Here is a 15,762-nt window from a genome sequence, read left to right on the forward strand (position 1 = left end):
ATGTTAGGTATGCCAAACGAATTTAAAGCTCTTGTTGTGAACAAGTCGGGGGATGAGTTTTCAGTCCAAATCCAATCGTTATCGCTTAACGAACTGCCCGATGGGGATGTCACGATCAAGGTGCATTACTCAAGCGTTAATTATAAGGATGGATTAGCCAGTATCCCGAACGGAAACGTGGTATCCAGCTACCCTTTTATCCCGGGCATTGACCTTGCGGGAATCGTGATGGCATCCAATGATGCCCGCTATAAAGCGGGGGATCCGGTCATTGTGACAAGCTATGAGCTAGGCGTCGCTCATTACGGGGGATTCAGCCAGTATGCCAGAGTACCCGGTGACTGGGTAATCCCGTTGCCTGATGGCTTGACCCTGCAAGAGGCCATGGTCTTGGGCACTGCTGGATTAACAGCCGCATTGTCCATTCATCAATTGGAGAAAAACGGAGTCGCACCGGATCAAGGCCCCATTGTCGTGACAGGAGCGTCTGGCGGCGTAGGAAGTATGGCTGTCTCCATGCTGGCCAAACGAAATTATGTCGTAACCGCTAGTACAGGCAAAGCGTCGGAATATGATTACTTGAGGAAGCTCGGGGCGAGCGAAGTCGTCTCGCGTGAGGAGGTTGCGCCTGAAACCATACGATCTATCGGGAAGCAGCGCTGGGCAGGCGCTGTGGACCCCGTGGGCGGCAAGACATTAGCTGCAATATTAAGCAATATGAAGTATGGAGGCTCCGTTGCTGTCAGCGGACTAACCGGGGGTGCAGAAGTGCCTACCACCGTATACCCGTTTATTCTTAGAGGCGTCAATCTGCTGGGAATCGATTCCGCTTATTGTGCTAGAGATTTAAGAATTAAGCTGTGGAACCGGATGGCGACCGACCTGAAGCCGGATGGATTAGAAGACATTCAAAATATAATTACATTGCAAGAGCTGCCCAAAGCGTTATCCGACATCCTGCAAGGAAAAGCAAAAGGAAGGACTATTGTGGACCTTTCATGACATAGAAGCCCCGAGCCCCTTCCATCATGAAGGAGCTCGGGGCTTCTATCATGCCGATACGTAGATGAACAATAGCTCTTACCTGGTCCGGCGCTGCTGGTTTTGTTTAATTTTGTCCTCCATCCCCTGCTCCGTCGCCTTATAAAACACGGCATGGGCAAGCGATTCCGGCAAATACTGCTGCTTCACATAATGGTTGGGGTAATCGTGGGGATATTTGTAGCCCTCATGCCCCAGCTGTGCGGCCCCCTTGTAGTGAGTATCCCGCAGATGAAGCGGAACCTCCAGGTTCCCGCTGCGGTCGATGGCTGCCATCGCTTGGCCAATGGCGACTGCCGTAGCATTTGATTTGGGACTCTCCACAGCGAATAATATAGCCTGGGAAATATTATATTTGGCCTCTGGCCAGCCGATTTTGTGGTAGGCGTCCATAGCGGTAACGGCTTGGACCATCGCCTGAGGGTTGGCCAGTCCAATATCCTCGCTGCAAGCAACAATAAGTCTGCGCAAGAAGGTCATAGGGTCCATACCCAGCCTCTCGACAGCGTACAGGAACCAGAACAATGCAGCGTCGCTGGAGCCTCGCACACTCTTGTGGAAGGCGGACAGCACATCATATTGCGTCGAGAGATCCGCTCGGATGGACGGCTTGCGCACGGACTCCTGGGCCACCTCAAGCGTAATGCGAACACTCCCGTCCGGCTCCGAGGGCGTAGTTACCGCTGCCAGCTCCAGCGCATTAAGGGACCGTCGTATATCTCCGCCAGACATCGCCGCGATATGGGCCAGCGCCTCTTCCTCCACTTGCAGCTTCATAAAGCCCAGACCACGTCCGGCATCCGTAATAGCCCGTCGCATCGCTTCCAGCGAATGCTTCTCCTCCAGCGCTTCCAGCTGGAACAAGGTCGATCTCGATAACAGGGCTCCATTCACATGATGGAACGGATTTTCGGTAGTGGCCCCGATAAAAATAATGATCCCCTGCTCCACAGCGGGCAGCAGCGCGTCTTGCCGGGACGTATTGAAGCGATGCACCTCGTCCAGGAACAGGATCGTTTTTTTGCCGTACAGCGTCTTGTTCGTCCGGGCCCGATCAATAACCTCCCGCACGTCCTTCACGGACGCATCCACTGCGTTCAGCTTGACGAAGTCGCCTTCCGTTCTTAGCGATATAATATGAGCAAGAGTAGTCTTGCCGCAGCCGGGAGGACCGTACAGCAAAATCGACGATACCTGATCCGCCTCAATCGCTCGCCTCAGCAGCTTGCCCTTCCCTACAATATGCTCCTGGCCAATATATTCATCCAGCGTCTGCGGCCTCATACGATCCGCCAGCAGGCGGGCGCGCGGCGCCTCCGCTTCCTCGTAGCTAAATAAGTCCATGCCGTGATTCAATCCTTTATGATGGGATGCCTTCATGATAGCACACAAGCACAGACGTTCGCCAGAATGTCTCATACGCAAGCAGCAACAAGCCGCAGAAGACATCGTCCTCTGCGGCTCGTTGCGCATACCTTTATTACAGCTTAACGCCGCCGGATTCCAGCAAATCCTTCACCACGACGCTGACCATGATCAGCCCCGCGACTGGCGGAACAAACGCGTTGCTGGAGGGCGGCTGCTGCGCCTTGCGAATTTCCGGCGCATTCTCCGGCACGATACGCTGTGTGACGTCCTCGCGCGGCTTCATCGGCTCCTCGTCGGAGAAGACGACCTTGACGCCCTTCTTGATGCCATCCTTGCGAAGCTTCGTACGCACGACGCGCGCAATGGGATCCGTGTGCGTCTTGGAAATATCCGCAACCCGGAACCTGGACGGGTCCATCTTGTTGGCGGCTCCCATGCTGGAGATAACAGGAATACCGCGCTCCAGGCATTGTTTAATGAGATGGACCTTATAAATGATCGTGTCGGACGCGTCTACGACATAATCCAGCGGATATGCGAAGAGCTGCTCATACGTCTCTTCCGTATAGAACATCCGCAGCGAGATCACATCGCATTCCGGATTGATCAGCTTGATCCGGTCTCGCATGAGATCCGCCTTGGGCTGGCCTACCGTCGTCGTCAGCGCATGGATCTGACGGTTAATATTCGTAATGTCTACAACGTCCTTGTCGATCAGAATGATGCGTCCAACGCCGGTCCTAGCCAGCGCCTCCGCCGCGATGGAGCCTACGCCGCCGATGCCGAGCACGGCGACCGTGCTCCCTTTCATCCGCTCCAGCCCTTCGGGCCCGATCGCAAGCTCCGTGCGTGAGAATTGGTGCAGCATGGCATGCCGCCTCCTTTTCGATTATTCTTTGCTTTCGGCGCCAGCTGGCGCCGCGCCTGCCGGTACCGGCTTTGGCTTCAGCACCGTGCGAATATGCAGCTGCTCCAGCTGCGACAGCTCGACCTCTGAAGGCGCGTCGCAGAGCAGGTCGGTCGCATTTGCCGTTTTCGGGAATGCGATAGTCTCCCTCAGGTTCGTGCGGCCAGCCAGCAGCATGACGAGCCGGTCGAAGCCGAACGCAATGCCGCCATGCGGAGGCGTACCGAATTCGAAGGCGTCCAGCAGGAAGCCGAACCGCTCCTGCGCTTCCTCAGGCGAGAAGCCAAGCGCCTTGAACATTTGCATTTGGACATCGCGCTTGTAGATCCGCATCGAGCCGCCGCCCACTTCATAGCCGTTCAATACCAAATCGTAGGCTTGCGCGCGGATTTGGCCTGGATCCGTGTCGAAGAAGTGCAGGTCATCGTCATTCGGACGCGTGAACGGATGATGCAGAGCAACATAACGCTTTGCTTCCTCGTCCCACTCTACCAGCGGGAAGTCAACAACCCATGCGAATTTGAACTTGGACTCGTCGATCAAGTTCAAGTCGCGGCCAAGCTTCAGTCGCAGGTTGCCCAGCACGTCAGCTACAACCTTCGGCTTGTCAGCGGAGAAGGTCAGCAGGTCGCCCTCTTCAACGCCGAGACGAGCCGTCAACGCTTCGATTTCCTCCGGCTTCAGGAACTTCACGATTGGACCGCGCCATTCGCCGTCCTTCACCGTAATCCAAGCAAGGCCTTTGCCGCCGTAGCGCGCCGCGAACGGCTGCAGGTCGTCAAGCTCCTTGCGGCTCCAGCTTGCGCAGCCCTTGGCGTTGAGCGCCTTGACCACGCCGCCGCTCGCGGCAACGCTTGCGAATACCTTCACGTCGCTGGACGATACGATGTCGGTAATATCTTCGATCTCGAGTCCGAAGCGCAGGTCCGGCTTGTCGGAGCCGTATTTGTTCATGGCATCCGCGTAAGTGATACGCTGGAACGGCAGCTCCAGCTCCACGCCTGACGTCTCGCGAAGCAGTCTAGCCGTCAGCTGTTCCATCAAGCCAAGCAGTTGATCCTGCGTCAGGAACGAAGTCTCGATGTCGATCTGTGTGAACTCAGGCTGACGATCAGCGCGAAGATCCTCATCGCGGAAGCAGCGAGCGATCTGGTAATAACGTTCAACGCCGCCCACCATCAGCAGCTGCTTGAAAATTTGCGGAGATTGCGGCAGCGCGTAGAATTCGCCTTCGTGAACGCGGCTTGGCACGAGATAGTCGCGCGCGCCCTCCGGCGTGCTTTTGGTTAGAATCGGCGTCTCTACCTCCAGGAAGCCGTTGTCGTCGAGGAAATCGCGGAAGATCTTCGCCGATTTGGAGCGAAGCAGCAGCGTTTTGTACATTTCCGGACGACGAAGGTCCAGATAACGGTATTTCAGACGAAGCGACTCGTCAACCTCTACGCCGTCCTCGATCGGGAACGGAGGCGTCTTGGCCGCGTTCATCACCTCGATCTCCGTCACGCGAATTTCGATTTCGCCAGTTGCCAGGTTTGCGTTGTACGTTTCGGGATCGCGCTCAACCACCTTGCCTGTTACCGCCAGCACATATTCGCTGCGGGCGCGGTCTGCGATCGCCAGAGCATCGCCGGAGAAGTCCGGGTTGAATACGATTTGCACGATACCGGTACGATCGCGCAGGTCGATGAAGAGTACGCCGCCCAGGTCGCGCCTGCGCTGCACCCATCCGTTAAGCGTAACGGTCTGTCCTACTTCAGCTTTTGTCAATGTTCCGCAGTTATGCGTTTTTTGCATCGTCATTTGTCTGTTCTCCTCATTTCGTGTCTATAGTATAGAAATAGAGTTCAAAGCCCCAAAGCTTACTTCAGCTCTCCTGCAAGGCTTGCGATGGGCACCATGCGCTGCTCGCCCTGAGCCATGTCCTTCAAGGCAATTTCGCCCCGCGCAAGCTCATCGTCGCCCAGAATGGCTGTGAATCTGGCGCCAAGCCGATCTGCCGACTTCAGCTGCGCCTTCATCTTGCGGCCCTGATAGTCGCGCTCCGCTCTTACCCCTTGCTTACGCAGCTCGTACACCAGCCTGGTGGCCTCCCGGTCCGCCGCGTCGCCTAAAGCAACGATATATACGTCGATCTCATGCAGGCTTGGGAGCTCCGTCTTCTGATGCTCCAACAGCAGGATCGTTCGCTCCAGCCCGAGACCGAGGCCAACTCCTGGCTGCTCCGGTCCCCCTATGTCCGACACAAGGCCGTTGTAGCGGCCGCCGCCGCCGACAGTATCAATGGCGCCAATGCCTTCCGCCTTGTATTCGAATGCCGTATGGGTGTAATAATCGAGCCCGCGCACCAGCCTTGGATTGACTTCGAATGGGATGCCCATATCCGTCAAGCTTTGCTTCACCTTGGAGAAGTGAGCTTCACACTCCTCGTCCAGACTGTCCAGAATAGATGGCGCCCCCTCGAAATGCGCCTGATCCGTCTTGCAATCAAGCACGCGAAGCGGATTGCGATCCATGCGAGATTGGCAGTCCTTGCACAGCAGCTCCCGCTTCGGCTCCAGGAATGCCAGCAGCGCCTCGCGGAACGCCGCGCGTACAGCCGGCGTACCGACGGAATTAATCTCTACCCGAACGCCCTTGAGGCCAACCTCCGTATAGAAGGTGTAGCCCAGCGCAATAACCTCCGCGTCCAGCGCAGGATCAACTGAACCAATTGCTTCTACGCCGAACTGATGGAATTGGCGGTAGCGTCCCGCCTGCGCGCGCTCATAGCGAAACATAGGGCCGATGTAATACAGCTTGCTGACATCCGGCTCCCCGAACAGCTTATTCTCGACGTAGGAGCGGACGACTCCCGCCGTGCCTTCCGGACGAAGCGTCAGGCTGCGTTCGCCGCGATCGATGAACGTATACATTTCCTTCTCCACAATATCCGTTGTTTCACCAACGCCGCGCTGGAACAATTCAGTAGCCTCGAATAGGGGAGTACGAATCTCCCTGAAATTAAATCGGCTGCATATATCGCGGGCCTTGCTCTCCACGTATTGCCATCTCTCTACAATACCGGGCAGAATGTCCTGCGTACCCGGCGACTTCTGAAATTTCATCGCTCTGCCTCCTGACACCCTCATCTCAATCTCATACAGCATCAAAAAAACTCCCGTCCGTTCAGCTATCCATAGCCGAAGGGACGAGAGTGCCTGATCTCCCGTGGTACCACCCACATTCCGAACGCTGTCACACAAGCGCTCGCTTCATGGCGGGTAACGTCCGCCAGCCGCTGATGGGCTACTCCCTGCCCTTCCTGCGGAGCGTCTAGACGCTTGCAAGAGGAAGGCCGTTTCGCCAACCGTTCTCGGGGAGGTTCTTCATTCCGCCGTTATAAGGATGCTTGCAGCCATTGGCATCCCTCTCTGCGTATCCCGTTCGGAATTACTTTGTCCCGTCATCGAATCCATATGAAAGTTAATCATAGTCATTTTACTTGGCACAGGGCTGAAAGTCAAGACAAGATGAATACACATGCAGACTTAAGCTGCCCGTATAAGGATAGAAAAAAACCTGCACCAATGTGCAGGTCCAAAGTAAAATATATTTTAAAAAAGGGGGTCGAGATTTATTATAGGCCTAACATGTTAATAGAACGTTAGGGATTGATTACAGCTATGTTACAAATTCGGAAGCGCTTTTACCGATTGGAGCCCATCCGATCCCCTGAAGGGTGCCGCCCCTCCCATTCCTCGGCCGCCTCCATATCCGTGCCCAGCTCCGTGAGCATCCTCGCCTCCCTGCGATCGGGATTCAGTAATATTCTCGAAGCTCGTTCCATTCCTTGTTCCTTCCTTGCTTGACGCATGGTTCGCATTCCTCCAACCGAGATTTCGGCCGGCGAGCAGCTCTGCTCCCCGGCTGTTATCCCTAGTGTTGGCCTTCATGCCCATCTTTAAGCGCCGCTCTCCAAAATTAACGTTACAGGCCCGTCATTGATCAGCTCAACGTCCATCATCGCTCCGAACCGTCCCGTCTCCACGCGCAGGCCATGCTCTCGGAGAGCTGCGTTAAACGCTACGTACAGCGCCTCAGCCTGCTCGGGTCTCGCCGCCGCCATAAAGTTCGGACGTCTTCCCTTGCGGCAATCGCCGTACAGCGTGAATTGGGATACCGACAAGATCGCTCCGCCCACCTCGGTTACGGAATGGTTCATTTTGCCCCATTCATCCTCAAAAATACGAAGTCCGGCCACCTTGTCCGCCATCCATCTGACATCCGCTTCCGTATCCTCATGCGTCATGCCGACGAGCAGGACGAGACCGAATGGGATCTCGCCCGTCACATTGCCGTCCACCGTAACACGGGCCGCCTTGCTTCTCTGCGCCACTACCTTCAATTCTGACTGCTCCTTTAACCGTTTCCTGTTCCAGCTGCCCCGTCTCTATTGCATAATGCGCTGAACGGAATAAATATCCTGCACCCGCTTGATCCTCTCCACAACGGAAGACAGATGATCAATATTGCGGATTAGCACTGTCATATGGATCAGCGCCATCTTGTTTTTGACGGAGCGGCCCGTTACCGCGGAGATGTTCGTCTTGCTCTCCGATACCGCCTGGAGCACCTCATTCAGCAGCCCTCTGCGGTCATGGCCGGTAATCTCGATATCGACGCTGTAGTTCGCTTCGACGGAATCCTCCCACTCCACCTCGATGACGCGCTCTGCTTCCTCCCCGTCTGCTCCGAAGGGAATATTGAGGCAGTCCATCCGATGCACGGAGACCCCTCTGCCGCGTGTAATATAACCGACAATGGAATCGCCAGGCACGGGATTGCAGCAGCGAGCGTAACGAACCAGCAGATTGTCTACGCCCTTCACCTTCACGCCGTGATTCGGCCTGCTCTTCTTGGTCGCTGATTTAATTTCCTTCTTCTCGGCCGTTAGCTCGATTTGGCTCGCTTCTTCCGCTTCCTTGCGCAGCTTCTCCGTCAGCTTTGTGCAAATCTGCGCAGCCGTGATGCCTCCAAAGCCGATAGCGGACATCATGTCCTCAATATCGTTGAACGTGAATTTGGAGGCCGCCTCCTGCAGCTTATCGTCGCTCATCCAAGCGGACGGCTCCAGACCAAGTCGCTTCAGCTCACGCTCAAGCAGCTCGCGCCCTTTGGCAACGTTCTCCTCACGCTTCTCCTTCTTGAACCATTGGCGGATTTTGCTTCGGGCATGGGAAGACTGCGCAATCTTGACCCAATCCTGGCTGGGGCCGTAAGAATGCTTCGACGTCAATATTTCCACAATGTCGCCGGTCTTGAGCTTATGATCAAGCGGAACGATCCGCCCATTCACCTTGGCGCCGATTGTCCGATTGCCAACCTCCGTATGAATCCGGTAAGCGAAATCGAGCGGAACGGAGCCGGCTGGCAGCTCGATGACCTCGCCGCTAGGGGTGAAGACAAATACCAGGTCGGCAAAAAAGTCCATTTTGAGCGATTCCATAAACTCCGCAGCGTCGCGCGTCTCATGCTGAAGCTCCAAAATTTCCCTGAACCACGACATCTTGTCTTCGAAGGTGCCGTCCGGCACAACCATGCCTTCCTTGTACGCCCAATGCGCAGCAATCCCGTATTCCGAGGTGCGGTGCATCTCCCACGTGCGGATCTGCACCTCCGTCGGCTCGCCATTAGGTCCAATCACCGTCGTGTGAAGCGATTGGTACATATTCGCCTTCGGCATGGCGATATAGTCCTTAAAGCGGCCCGGCATCGGCTTCCATAACGTATGAATGATGCCAAGCGTCGCGTAGCAATCCTTAATATTGTCTACAATAATGCGGATGGCGAGCAGATCATAAATTTCGTTGAACTGCTTGTTCCGCGTGGTCATTTTCTTATAAATGCTGTAGAGATGCTTCGGTCGGCCAGAGATGTCGCCCTCTATGCCCATCTCCTCAAGCTTCTCCCGAATGCGGGAGATGACATCGTCAATGAACTGCTCCCGCTCCGCCCGCTTCTTCTTCATCAGATTGGCGATGCGATAATACTGCTGGGGATTCAGATAGCGTAGAGCGATATCCTCCATCTCCCACTTGATGGCGGATATGCCAAGCCGATGCGCGATCGGGCAGAAGATTTCCAGCGTCTCGTAAGCGATCCGGCGCTGGGACTCCTCCGATTGAAACTTCAACGTACGCATATTGTGAAGGCGGTCGGCAAGCTTAATAAGAATGACCCGTATGTCCTGCGCCATAGCGACGAACATTTTGCGATAATTCTCGTTCTGCTGCTCCTCCTTGGATTGAAACTTAATCTTCTCGAGCTTGGTCAGTCCGTCCACCAGCATGGCGCAGGTTTCCCCGAATTTCGCGCGAACTGTCTCCAGATCGACGGTCGTATCCTCCACTACATCGTGAAGCAGAGCCGCAATAATCGACATCACGTCCATACCCATATTAACCAATATATCGGCAACGGTTACGGGATGCAGAATATACGGCTCTCCCGATTTCCGAACTTGTCCGTGATGGGCTTGCTCTGCGAAATCATAGGCTTCTCTGATGTGGATGAGCTCCTGCTCTTTCATATAGACGGATGCCTTCTCAAGTAACTGCTCTATGCCCATGAAACGTCCCTTTCCAAGCGTACGCGTATAACGCCATATTATTTCTCGAATAATCATCCCCGAGAATGATCGAGGTTTTATCATATTATGCCTTTAACTGCGTCATTACGTCAACTTCCGGCAATAGAAATCGTCTATGGATGCGCTCAAAAAAAGAAGCCGCCCTGTCGTTCGTCTACAAGGTAGACCGCGACCCTAGAGCGGCATATCATTTATTCCCTATTATTCATAAGTCATAAGCGAAAAAACATCAACGCCGTCGAGCTTCTCACGACCGCTTAAGTAAGCAAGCTCGATCAGGAACGCGGCGCCCACAACCTCGCCGCCAAGCTGGCGAATCAGGTTCATCGACGTAGCGATTGTGCCGCCGGTGGCGAGCAAATCATCCGCGATGAGCACGCGCTGCCCCGGTGCGATGGCATCCTTGTGCATAGCGAGCTGGTCCTTGCCGTACTCCAGGTCATAGCTGGCTGTAATCGTCTCGCCTGGCAGCTTGCCGCTCTTGCGAATCGGAGCAAAGCCCACGCCCAGCGCAAGGGCCAGCGGAGCGCCAACAACGAAGCCGCGGGCTTCGGGCCCTGCTACCACATCAATCTCCATATGCTGGACAGCCGCCTTCATCTCGTCGATCACCGCACGATAAGCGGGACCGTCCTTCAGCAGCGTTGTAATATCCTTGAAGCGGATGCCCGGCTGCGGGAAATCCGGAATAACGCGAATATAATCCTTGAAATTGTATGATGACTTCGACATTTATGGTCAACCCTTTCTAAAATGGACAATTTAATGAGTTTATGCGAGTGCGTGACGACTCTCATGCCGCTCCTTCGCTTCGCGGTAGCGCTCCGAGCTGGCAAGCTCTCGCCGGACAGGCGACGCCTCCGGCACATAGACTCCGCCCACCCTGCGAATAAAGCGAAGCTCCTCGAATACGTCAAGCATAAGCTGAACGGCATCCGCCGTCAAGCCAATTCCCTCCGCAATGCGCGAGGCTAGGCCTCGCTCCTGCGTCTGGCCCATTCTGCGGAGCAGCTGATACACCTGGCCGAACTGCTCCCGGCTCGGGAATTCAGCCATCCGTGGAGGCTCATAATGCAAGTCATGAAGCTGAAGCTGCGGCTTGCGCTGATTGTTCCATTCATTAATAGACAGCTCGCCTATACATTCAATCCGGCAGCCTGCAGGCATCGCAGCCAGCTTGTCGCCCATGCCGAAGCCTATGCCATCCAGCAGCCGCCGGCCGCTGCCAAGCGACAGCTTCAGATGCTTCGACTCCTTGCCAATCGCTCTTCGGTCGGCAACCTCAACCCCGGACAGCATCATTCTGGGCGACGGGTTTGCCACGCCGAACGGCTCCAGCAGCGCGAGCTGCGAGATCGTCTCCAGCGTGGCGTCCTCCAGACCGCAAACGATATCCACCTGCGACTTCGGAATCCAATCCTCGTCTTCAAGCCAATCCTCGGCCAGCTTGGACAGACGCAGCTCCAGCTGCTCCAGCTGCTTCCGGTGCAGCGTCATTCCCGCCGCGGCTTGATGTCCTCCGTAATGGTCCAGCAGCTCTTCGCATTCCGTTAAAGCGGCATGCAGGTCATAACCTTCGATGGACCGGGCCGAGCCCTTGCACATCCCGGTTTCGCTATCTATGCCTAATATGACCACAGGACGATAGTGCCGCTCCAGCAGCTTGGACGCTACTATGCCGATGACTCCGACATTCCAGCCCTCGCTGCCAAGAACGATGACGGAGGGCGGCTTCACGCCCCCTTGTTCGGCCCTGTGGAGCTTTTGTTGCCATTGCTCCTCGGCTTCCTTCACAATCGCATCGACAATCCGCTGACGCTCCTTGTTTAGCGTATCCAATTGTATCGCCGATAATATCGCTTCATCGTAATCATTTGTCGTCAGGAGAGCAACTGCCTTCTTCGCATGGTCCAGTCGTCCGGCCGCGTTAATGCGGGGTCCCATGCCGAAGGCAATGGATGTCGACACGATCCCTTCCAGCTCAATGCCGGACGCCTCCGCAAGCGCGCGAAAGCCGGTTCCCGCTTCCTTGCGAAGCTTCTCAAGCCCATAGCGCACGAGAATCCGATTCTCATCCAGCAGCGGCATCAAGTCGGCAATGGTGCCCAGACTTACAATGTCGGCATACTCCAGAGGCGGGCGGTCAAGCAGAGCCGTAGCCAGCTTGAAGGCAACTCCGACGCCTGCAAGGCCTTTGAATGGATAAGGACAGTGCTCCTGCTTCGGGTTTACGATGGCAACTGCTTCCGGGAGACGCTCCGGGGGCTCGTGATGGTCCGTTACTACGACATCAATGCCCAGCTCCGAGGCGTACGCAATCTCCTCGTAAGCGCTAATGCCGGTGTCCACGGTTACGATGAGCTTTACGCCTTCGCTTTGCGCCAATGCAATTGCGGCTTTGTTCAACCCATAACCCTCCAAGGCGCGATGAGGGATATAATAATCGAATGAAAGTCCCATGCCTCGGAATACATGAATGAGCAGCGACGTGCTGGATACCCCATCCGCGTCGTAATCGCCGTATATTCGGATTTTCTCGCCCCTGTCAGCCGCTTCCCGAATACGCTGAACGGCGGCGGTCATGCCGCTCAGCAAATAGGGGTCGTGCAGCAAGCTCGCGTCACCGTAAAGAAAGTTGCGGGCGCTGGCCTCGTCTCCATACCCGCGCTGCACAAGCAGCCGGGCAACAAGAGGAGGAAGGCTCAGCCTCTCGCTTAGAAGCTGGGCTGCTCCTTCCTCCGACTCTTTCCACTCCGCTAGAGTCCAGCGTGTCTTCCTATGAATCATCAGGCTATCTCTCCTTCCTGCTGGCCAGCTTGCTACTGCAGCAGTGTTGGCATTTGCTCCTGATTAGGGTCATGATTGGATTTGTAAGGATATCCGGGATCGTAAGGCTCCACATACACCGACACGTCGGTCAGATGGACAAAGCGATGCATAAGCAGCGTCTTGACGCGCTTGGCAATCTCTTGCCCCTCCTGCACTGTAATGCGAGGATTGACGCTGATGATGATGTCCGCCACCACGTAATGGCCTTGCTCTCTCGCCTTCAGCGATTGAACGGTCACCACACCTTCGACGCGCTGCACCACCTGCATCAATTCATGCGCGCATTCCTCACGGCTGGCATCCTTCTCATTTCTTCTTGAGCCCCGAAATAGAATGTCCAGAACGCCCCATAAGCGCGTTCTGCCCTCGGGATCTCTCTTCCCATCTCGCGGTCTGGTTGACATTTGAACCTCCTGAAAGGAATTGCGCATGCAATTCCTTACTTCGTAAGCATAGTCTCAGGTTTTGCGAATGCAAAACCTTCTTCGTAAGCATTTTTACTCCGAACTATGGTGTGGATGGGGCTGCGGCCTGCTTCGGCTTCTTCTTCTCCTTGCGCTTCAACAGGAACCATAGCGGGCTCGCGATGAAGATCGTGGAGTAAGCGCCGCTGATAAGCCCGATTAATAAAGCGAGCGAGAACAGCTTGATGGACGGGCTGCCCAGCAGGAATATACACACGGTTACAATAACAACCGTAAGGACCGTATACAAGTTCCTGGCCATAGTCTGCCAGATACTCGCATTTACGAGCTCCGACAGCTGGCTCTCACTTTTCAGTTGGGCAAAACGCATGTTTTCCCGAATTCGGTCGAAGATAACGATTTTGTCGTTAATGGAATAACCAAGCGTCGTCAGCACGGCCGCGATGAACGGCAAATCCACCTCAAGCCTGAAGATCGAGAACAGCGCGACCACAACAAAGCTGTCATACAGGATCGATATATTCGCGGCAAGGGCGAACCGCCACTCGAATCGAATCATGACGTAGATCATGATACCGAGACTCGCGATCAGAATAGCCCAGATGGTCTTAATACCCAGCTCACGCGCAATATCGGGCGATACTACATTAACCTCAGCCGAAATATCATCCCCGAACTTCGCTTTCAGAGCCTGATTGACCTTCGAGGTTTCCTCTTGCTCCAGCACGTCCGTGAAGCGGACGGATACGCGGTCGTTATTCGCGCCGCCTACTGTGGGGGACAGATCAGGGTAACCCGCCTCCGCCAGCACTTCCGTGACCTCCTGCTTCGTCACCGGCTTGCCCATGGAGATATCCATGTTGGAGCCCGCCTTGAAGTCGACGCCCAGGTTCAGTTGCATAATGATAAGCGACAGAATGCCCGCAAATGTCAAAGCTAGTGAGAATATAAAATATTTATTCCGATTCCCTACTACGTCATAACGGATTTTCGTATTATAGTTCACGAATTTCACTCTCCTTCACGCCATAGAAGCTCGGCTTCATAAACCTGTTGCTGCGCACAAGCAGAGTCATAAGGAACCGCGCGAAGAAAATATTCGTGGCGATACTAACCAGTATGCTGAAAATCATCGTCAGTGCAAAGCCCTTAATCGCGCCGTCACCGATAAAATACAGCACCGCCGCAGCAATAATGCTTGTAATGTTCGCGTCCATAATGGTGCGGAACGAGTTCTTGGAGCCGGATTTGAGCGAGGACAGCATGCTCTTGCCGCTGCGAATCTCCTCTTTGATCCGTTCAGCCGTTATGATGTTGGCGTCAACCGCCATACCGACCCCGAGTACAAAGGCCGCGATGCCAGGCAGCGTCAACGTAGCGTTCATGAGGTTCTGCACAAGCACGAGCAGCCAGGCGTACGTAATGATCGTAATGGACGCCACCAAACCTGGAATGCGGAAGATGGCAATCATAAACGCCAGTACGATAACCGAGCCAATAATGCCTGCCGTTACAGTATCCTTAAGCGACTCCATGCCAAGCTTGGCTCCTACGCTGTTGGTGTACAGCATTTCCAGCCTCAGCGGCAGCGAGCCCATATTAATTTTGTCTCGCAGATCTCTCGCTTCCTCAACAGACGCATTGCCCATCTCAATGATTGCGCTGTCGCTGTTGATAGGCTGATTCACCATAGGGCTGGAGATCAAGGTCTCGTCCAGGTAGATCGACATCGGCTGACCAACAAGCTCTGTTGTCACCTTGCCAAATTTCTCGGCGCTCTTCAGCTTCAGCGTAACAATGGGGCGGTTCAATTCGTCAAATGCGAGCCCCGCGCCGTTCTCCACAAAATCCGTTCCGTTCAGCTTAATCGTACCGTCCGGTGCCCGGAAGGTCAGATTGATCGGCTGAGACAGCAGCTTAATAATTTCATCGTCTTCGCTGTCCACGCCAGGCAGCTTGACCCGAATTCGGTCTTTGCCTTCAGGAGTAATCTCCGGCTCCACCAGACCCTTATCGTCGATACGCTTCAGCAATCCCTTAGCCGTCTCGCTCAAGCTTTCCGGTGTGACCTCCGATCCGCCTTCAAACGGTTTTGCTTGGTACAGCACCTCGAAGCCGCCCTTCAAATCGAGCCCGAGCTTGACGCCTTGCAGCAGCCAAGGGCTTGTCCCGACAATAACGCCGAAGGTCACGATTACGACCGCAAGGAAGGCAAGTATTCTCTTCCCGAACATACGTCTCAAATCCCCCTTATGATCTCAATATTCCCATTATACAGATGCTGCAAAATCGAGTCAAAAAAGAAAGAACCCCATCGTTAGAAAGGGTTCCCCTTATAAGCGCTTAGCGTCATATAGTTCATGAACTGGGTGGCCTTCAGAGATAAAATATCGTTGACCAGCTGATGCAGCTCCGGCTGGCCGGTTTTTGCGTATTTGGCGCTGACGCATTCCCAGATCTCCTTGGCTTCCACATGCTCGTAGCCTAACATTCGGAATTCCTCCGCCTTGCTGTGGCACAGCTCCTCAATCATTACGCTCAAATCTTCGTCCGCCATACCGCAC

14 protein-coding genes are annotated in these 15,762 nt (G+C 54.8%); 1 reads left to right on the plus strand and 13 read right to left on the minus strand.

Annotated features, from left to right (window positions below; genetic code table 11):
• Positions 1–9: 9 nt before the first annotated feature.
• Positions 10–1,002: an acryloyl-CoA reductase gene (locus tag AB1S56_RS16345; protein ID WP_340869511.1), complete on the plus strand. Its 993-nt coding sequence runs from the start codon at positions 10–12 to the stop codon at positions 1,000–1,002.
• A 78-nt stretch (positions 1,003–1,080) separates the two neighbouring features.
• Here the strand turns inward: AB1S56_RS16345 and AB1S56_RS16350 are convergent, their stop codons facing one another.
• The 13 genes from AB1S56_RS16350 to AB1S56_RS16410 all read right to left on the minus strand — a co-directional run bounded on the left by AB1S56_RS16350 (position 1,081) and on the right by AB1S56_RS16410 (position 15,755).
• Positions 1,081–2,385, minus strand: coding sequence for a replication-associated recombination protein A (locus tag AB1S56_RS16350; RefSeq protein ID WP_340869510.1), 1,305 nt, complete (start codon positions 2,383–2,385; stop codon positions 1,081–1,083).
• A 136-nt stretch (positions 2,386–2,521) separates the two neighbouring features.
• Positions 2,522–3,277: a tRNA threonylcarbamoyladenosine dehydratase gene (locus tag AB1S56_RS16355; RefSeq protein WP_340869509.1), complete on the minus strand. Its 756-nt coding sequence runs from the start codon at positions 3,275–3,277 to the stop codon at positions 2,522–2,524.
• A gap of 21 nt (positions 3,278–3,298) precedes the next feature.
• Entirely contained in the window at positions 3,299–5,110 is a 1,812-nt protein-coding gene (gene aspS, locus AB1S56_RS16360; protein WP_340869587.1) for an aspartate--tRNA ligase, read from the minus strand.
• Between the two features lie 65 nt (positions 5,111–5,175).
• Positions 5,176–6,420: a histidine--tRNA ligase gene (gene hisS, locus AB1S56_RS16365; protein WP_340869508.1), complete on the minus strand. Its 1,245-nt coding sequence runs from the start codon at positions 6,418–6,420 to the stop codon at positions 5,176–5,178.
• 581 nt (positions 6,421–7,001) lie between these two features.
• Complete coding sequence (locus AB1S56_RS16370) at positions 7,002–7,169, minus strand: hypothetical protein (protein ID WP_340869507.1); 168 nt, start codon at positions 7,167–7,169, stop codon at positions 7,002–7,004.
• 87 nt (positions 7,170–7,256) lie between these two features.
• Complete coding sequence (gene dtd, locus AB1S56_RS16375) at positions 7,257–7,700, minus strand: D-aminoacyl-tRNA deacylase (RefSeq protein WP_340869506.1); 444 nt, start codon at positions 7,698–7,700, stop codon at positions 7,257–7,259.
• Positions 7,701–7,745: 45 nt separating this feature from the next.
• Positions 7,746–9,923 (minus strand): bifunctional (p)ppGpp synthetase/guanosine-3',5'-bis(diphosphate) 3'-pyrophosphohydrolase, encoded by a 2,178-nt coding sequence (locus AB1S56_RS16380; protein WP_340869504.1) that lies wholly within the window; start codon positions 9,921–9,923, stop codon positions 7,746–7,748.
• A gap of 222 nt (positions 9,924–10,145) precedes the next feature.
• Complete coding sequence (locus tag AB1S56_RS16385; RefSeq protein ID WP_340869502.1) at positions 10,146–10,676, minus strand: adenine phosphoribosyltransferase; 531 nt, start codon at positions 10,674–10,676, stop codon at positions 10,146–10,148.
• A gap of 39 nt (positions 10,677–10,715) precedes the next feature.
• Positions 10,716–12,731, minus strand: a complete 2,016-nt coding sequence (gene recJ, locus AB1S56_RS16390; RefSeq protein WP_340869501.1) for a single-stranded-DNA-specific exonuclease RecJ — start codon at positions 12,729–12,731, stop codon at positions 10,716–10,718.
• A 32-nt stretch (positions 12,732–12,763) separates the two neighbouring features.
• Positions 12,764–13,177: a cation transporter dimerization domain-containing protein gene (locus AB1S56_RS16395; RefSeq protein ID WP_340869500.1), complete on the minus strand. Its 414-nt coding sequence runs from the start codon at positions 13,175–13,177 to the stop codon at positions 12,764–12,766.
• 103 nt (positions 13,178–13,280) lie between these two features.
• Positions 13,281–14,204: a protein translocase subunit SecF gene (gene secF, locus AB1S56_RS16400; protein ID WP_340869499.1), complete on the minus strand. Its 924-nt coding sequence runs from the start codon at positions 14,202–14,204 to the stop codon at positions 13,281–13,283.
• Positions 14,194–15,432, minus strand: coding sequence for a protein translocase subunit SecD (gene secD / locus AB1S56_RS16405; RefSeq protein ID WP_340869497.1), 1,239 nt, complete (start codon positions 15,430–15,432; stop codon positions 14,194–14,196). The genes secF and secD overlap by 11 nt, the downstream gene beginning before the upstream one ends.
• Before the next feature lie 83 nt (positions 15,433–15,515).
• On the minus strand, positions 15,516–15,755 hold the full coding sequence (locus AB1S56_RS16410) for a post-transcriptional regulator (protein ID WP_340869496.1): 240 nt from the start codon (positions 15,753–15,755) through the stop codon (positions 15,516–15,518).
• Between the last annotated feature and the right edge of the window lie 7 nt (positions 15,756–15,762).

Source organism: Paenibacillus sp. PL2-23, assembly GCF_040834005.1.
Classification (GTDB): Bacteria; Bacillota; Bacilli; order Paenibacillales; family Paenibacillaceae; genus Pristimantibacillus.

Coding starts and splice junctions, on each gene's coding strand:
- recJ (WP_340869501.1), bottom strand. CDS start 12,731: ATGATTCATAGGAAGACACGCTGGACTCTAGCGGAGTGGAAAGAGTCG.
- AB1S56_RS16345 (WP_340869511.1), top strand. CDS start 10: ATGCCAAACGAATTTAAAGCTCTTGTTGTGAACAAGTCGGGGGATGAG.
- AB1S56_RS16410 (WP_340869496.1), bottom strand. CDS start 15,755: ATGGCGGACGAAGATTTGAGCGTAATGATTGAGGAGCTGTGCCACAGC.
- aspS (WP_340869587.1), bottom strand. CDS start 5,110: ATGCAAAAAACGCATAACTGCGGAACATTGACAAAAGCTGAAGTAGGA.
- AB1S56_RS16350 (WP_340869510.1), bottom strand. CDS start 2,385: ATGGACTTATTTAGCTACGAGGAAGCGGAGGCGCCGCGCGCCCGCCTG.
- hisS (WP_340869508.1), bottom strand. CDS start 6,420: ATGAAATTTCAGAAGTCGCCGGGTACGCAGGACATTCTGCCCGGTATT.
- AB1S56_RS16380 (WP_340869504.1), bottom strand. CDS start 9,923: ATGGGCATAGAGCAGTTACTTGAGAAGGCATCCGTCTATATGAAAGAG.
- AB1S56_RS16370 (WP_340869507.1), bottom strand. CDS start 7,169: ATGCGTCAAGCAAGGAAGGAACAAGGAATGGAACGAGCTTCGAGAATA.
- AB1S56_RS16355 (WP_340869509.1), bottom strand. CDS start 3,277: ATGCTGCACCAATTCTCACGCACGGAGCTTGCGATCGGGCCCGAAGGG.
- AB1S56_RS16385 (WP_340869502.1), bottom strand. CDS start 10,676: ATGTCGAAGTCATCATACAATTTCAAGGATTATATTCGCGTTATTCCG.
- AB1S56_RS16395 (WP_340869500.1), bottom strand. CDS start 13,177: ATGTCAACCAGACCGCGAGATGGGAAGAGAGATCCCGAGGGCAGAACG.
- secD (WP_340869497.1), bottom strand. CDS start 15,432: ATGTTCGGGAAGAGAATACTTGCCTTCCTTGCGGTCGTAATCGTGACC.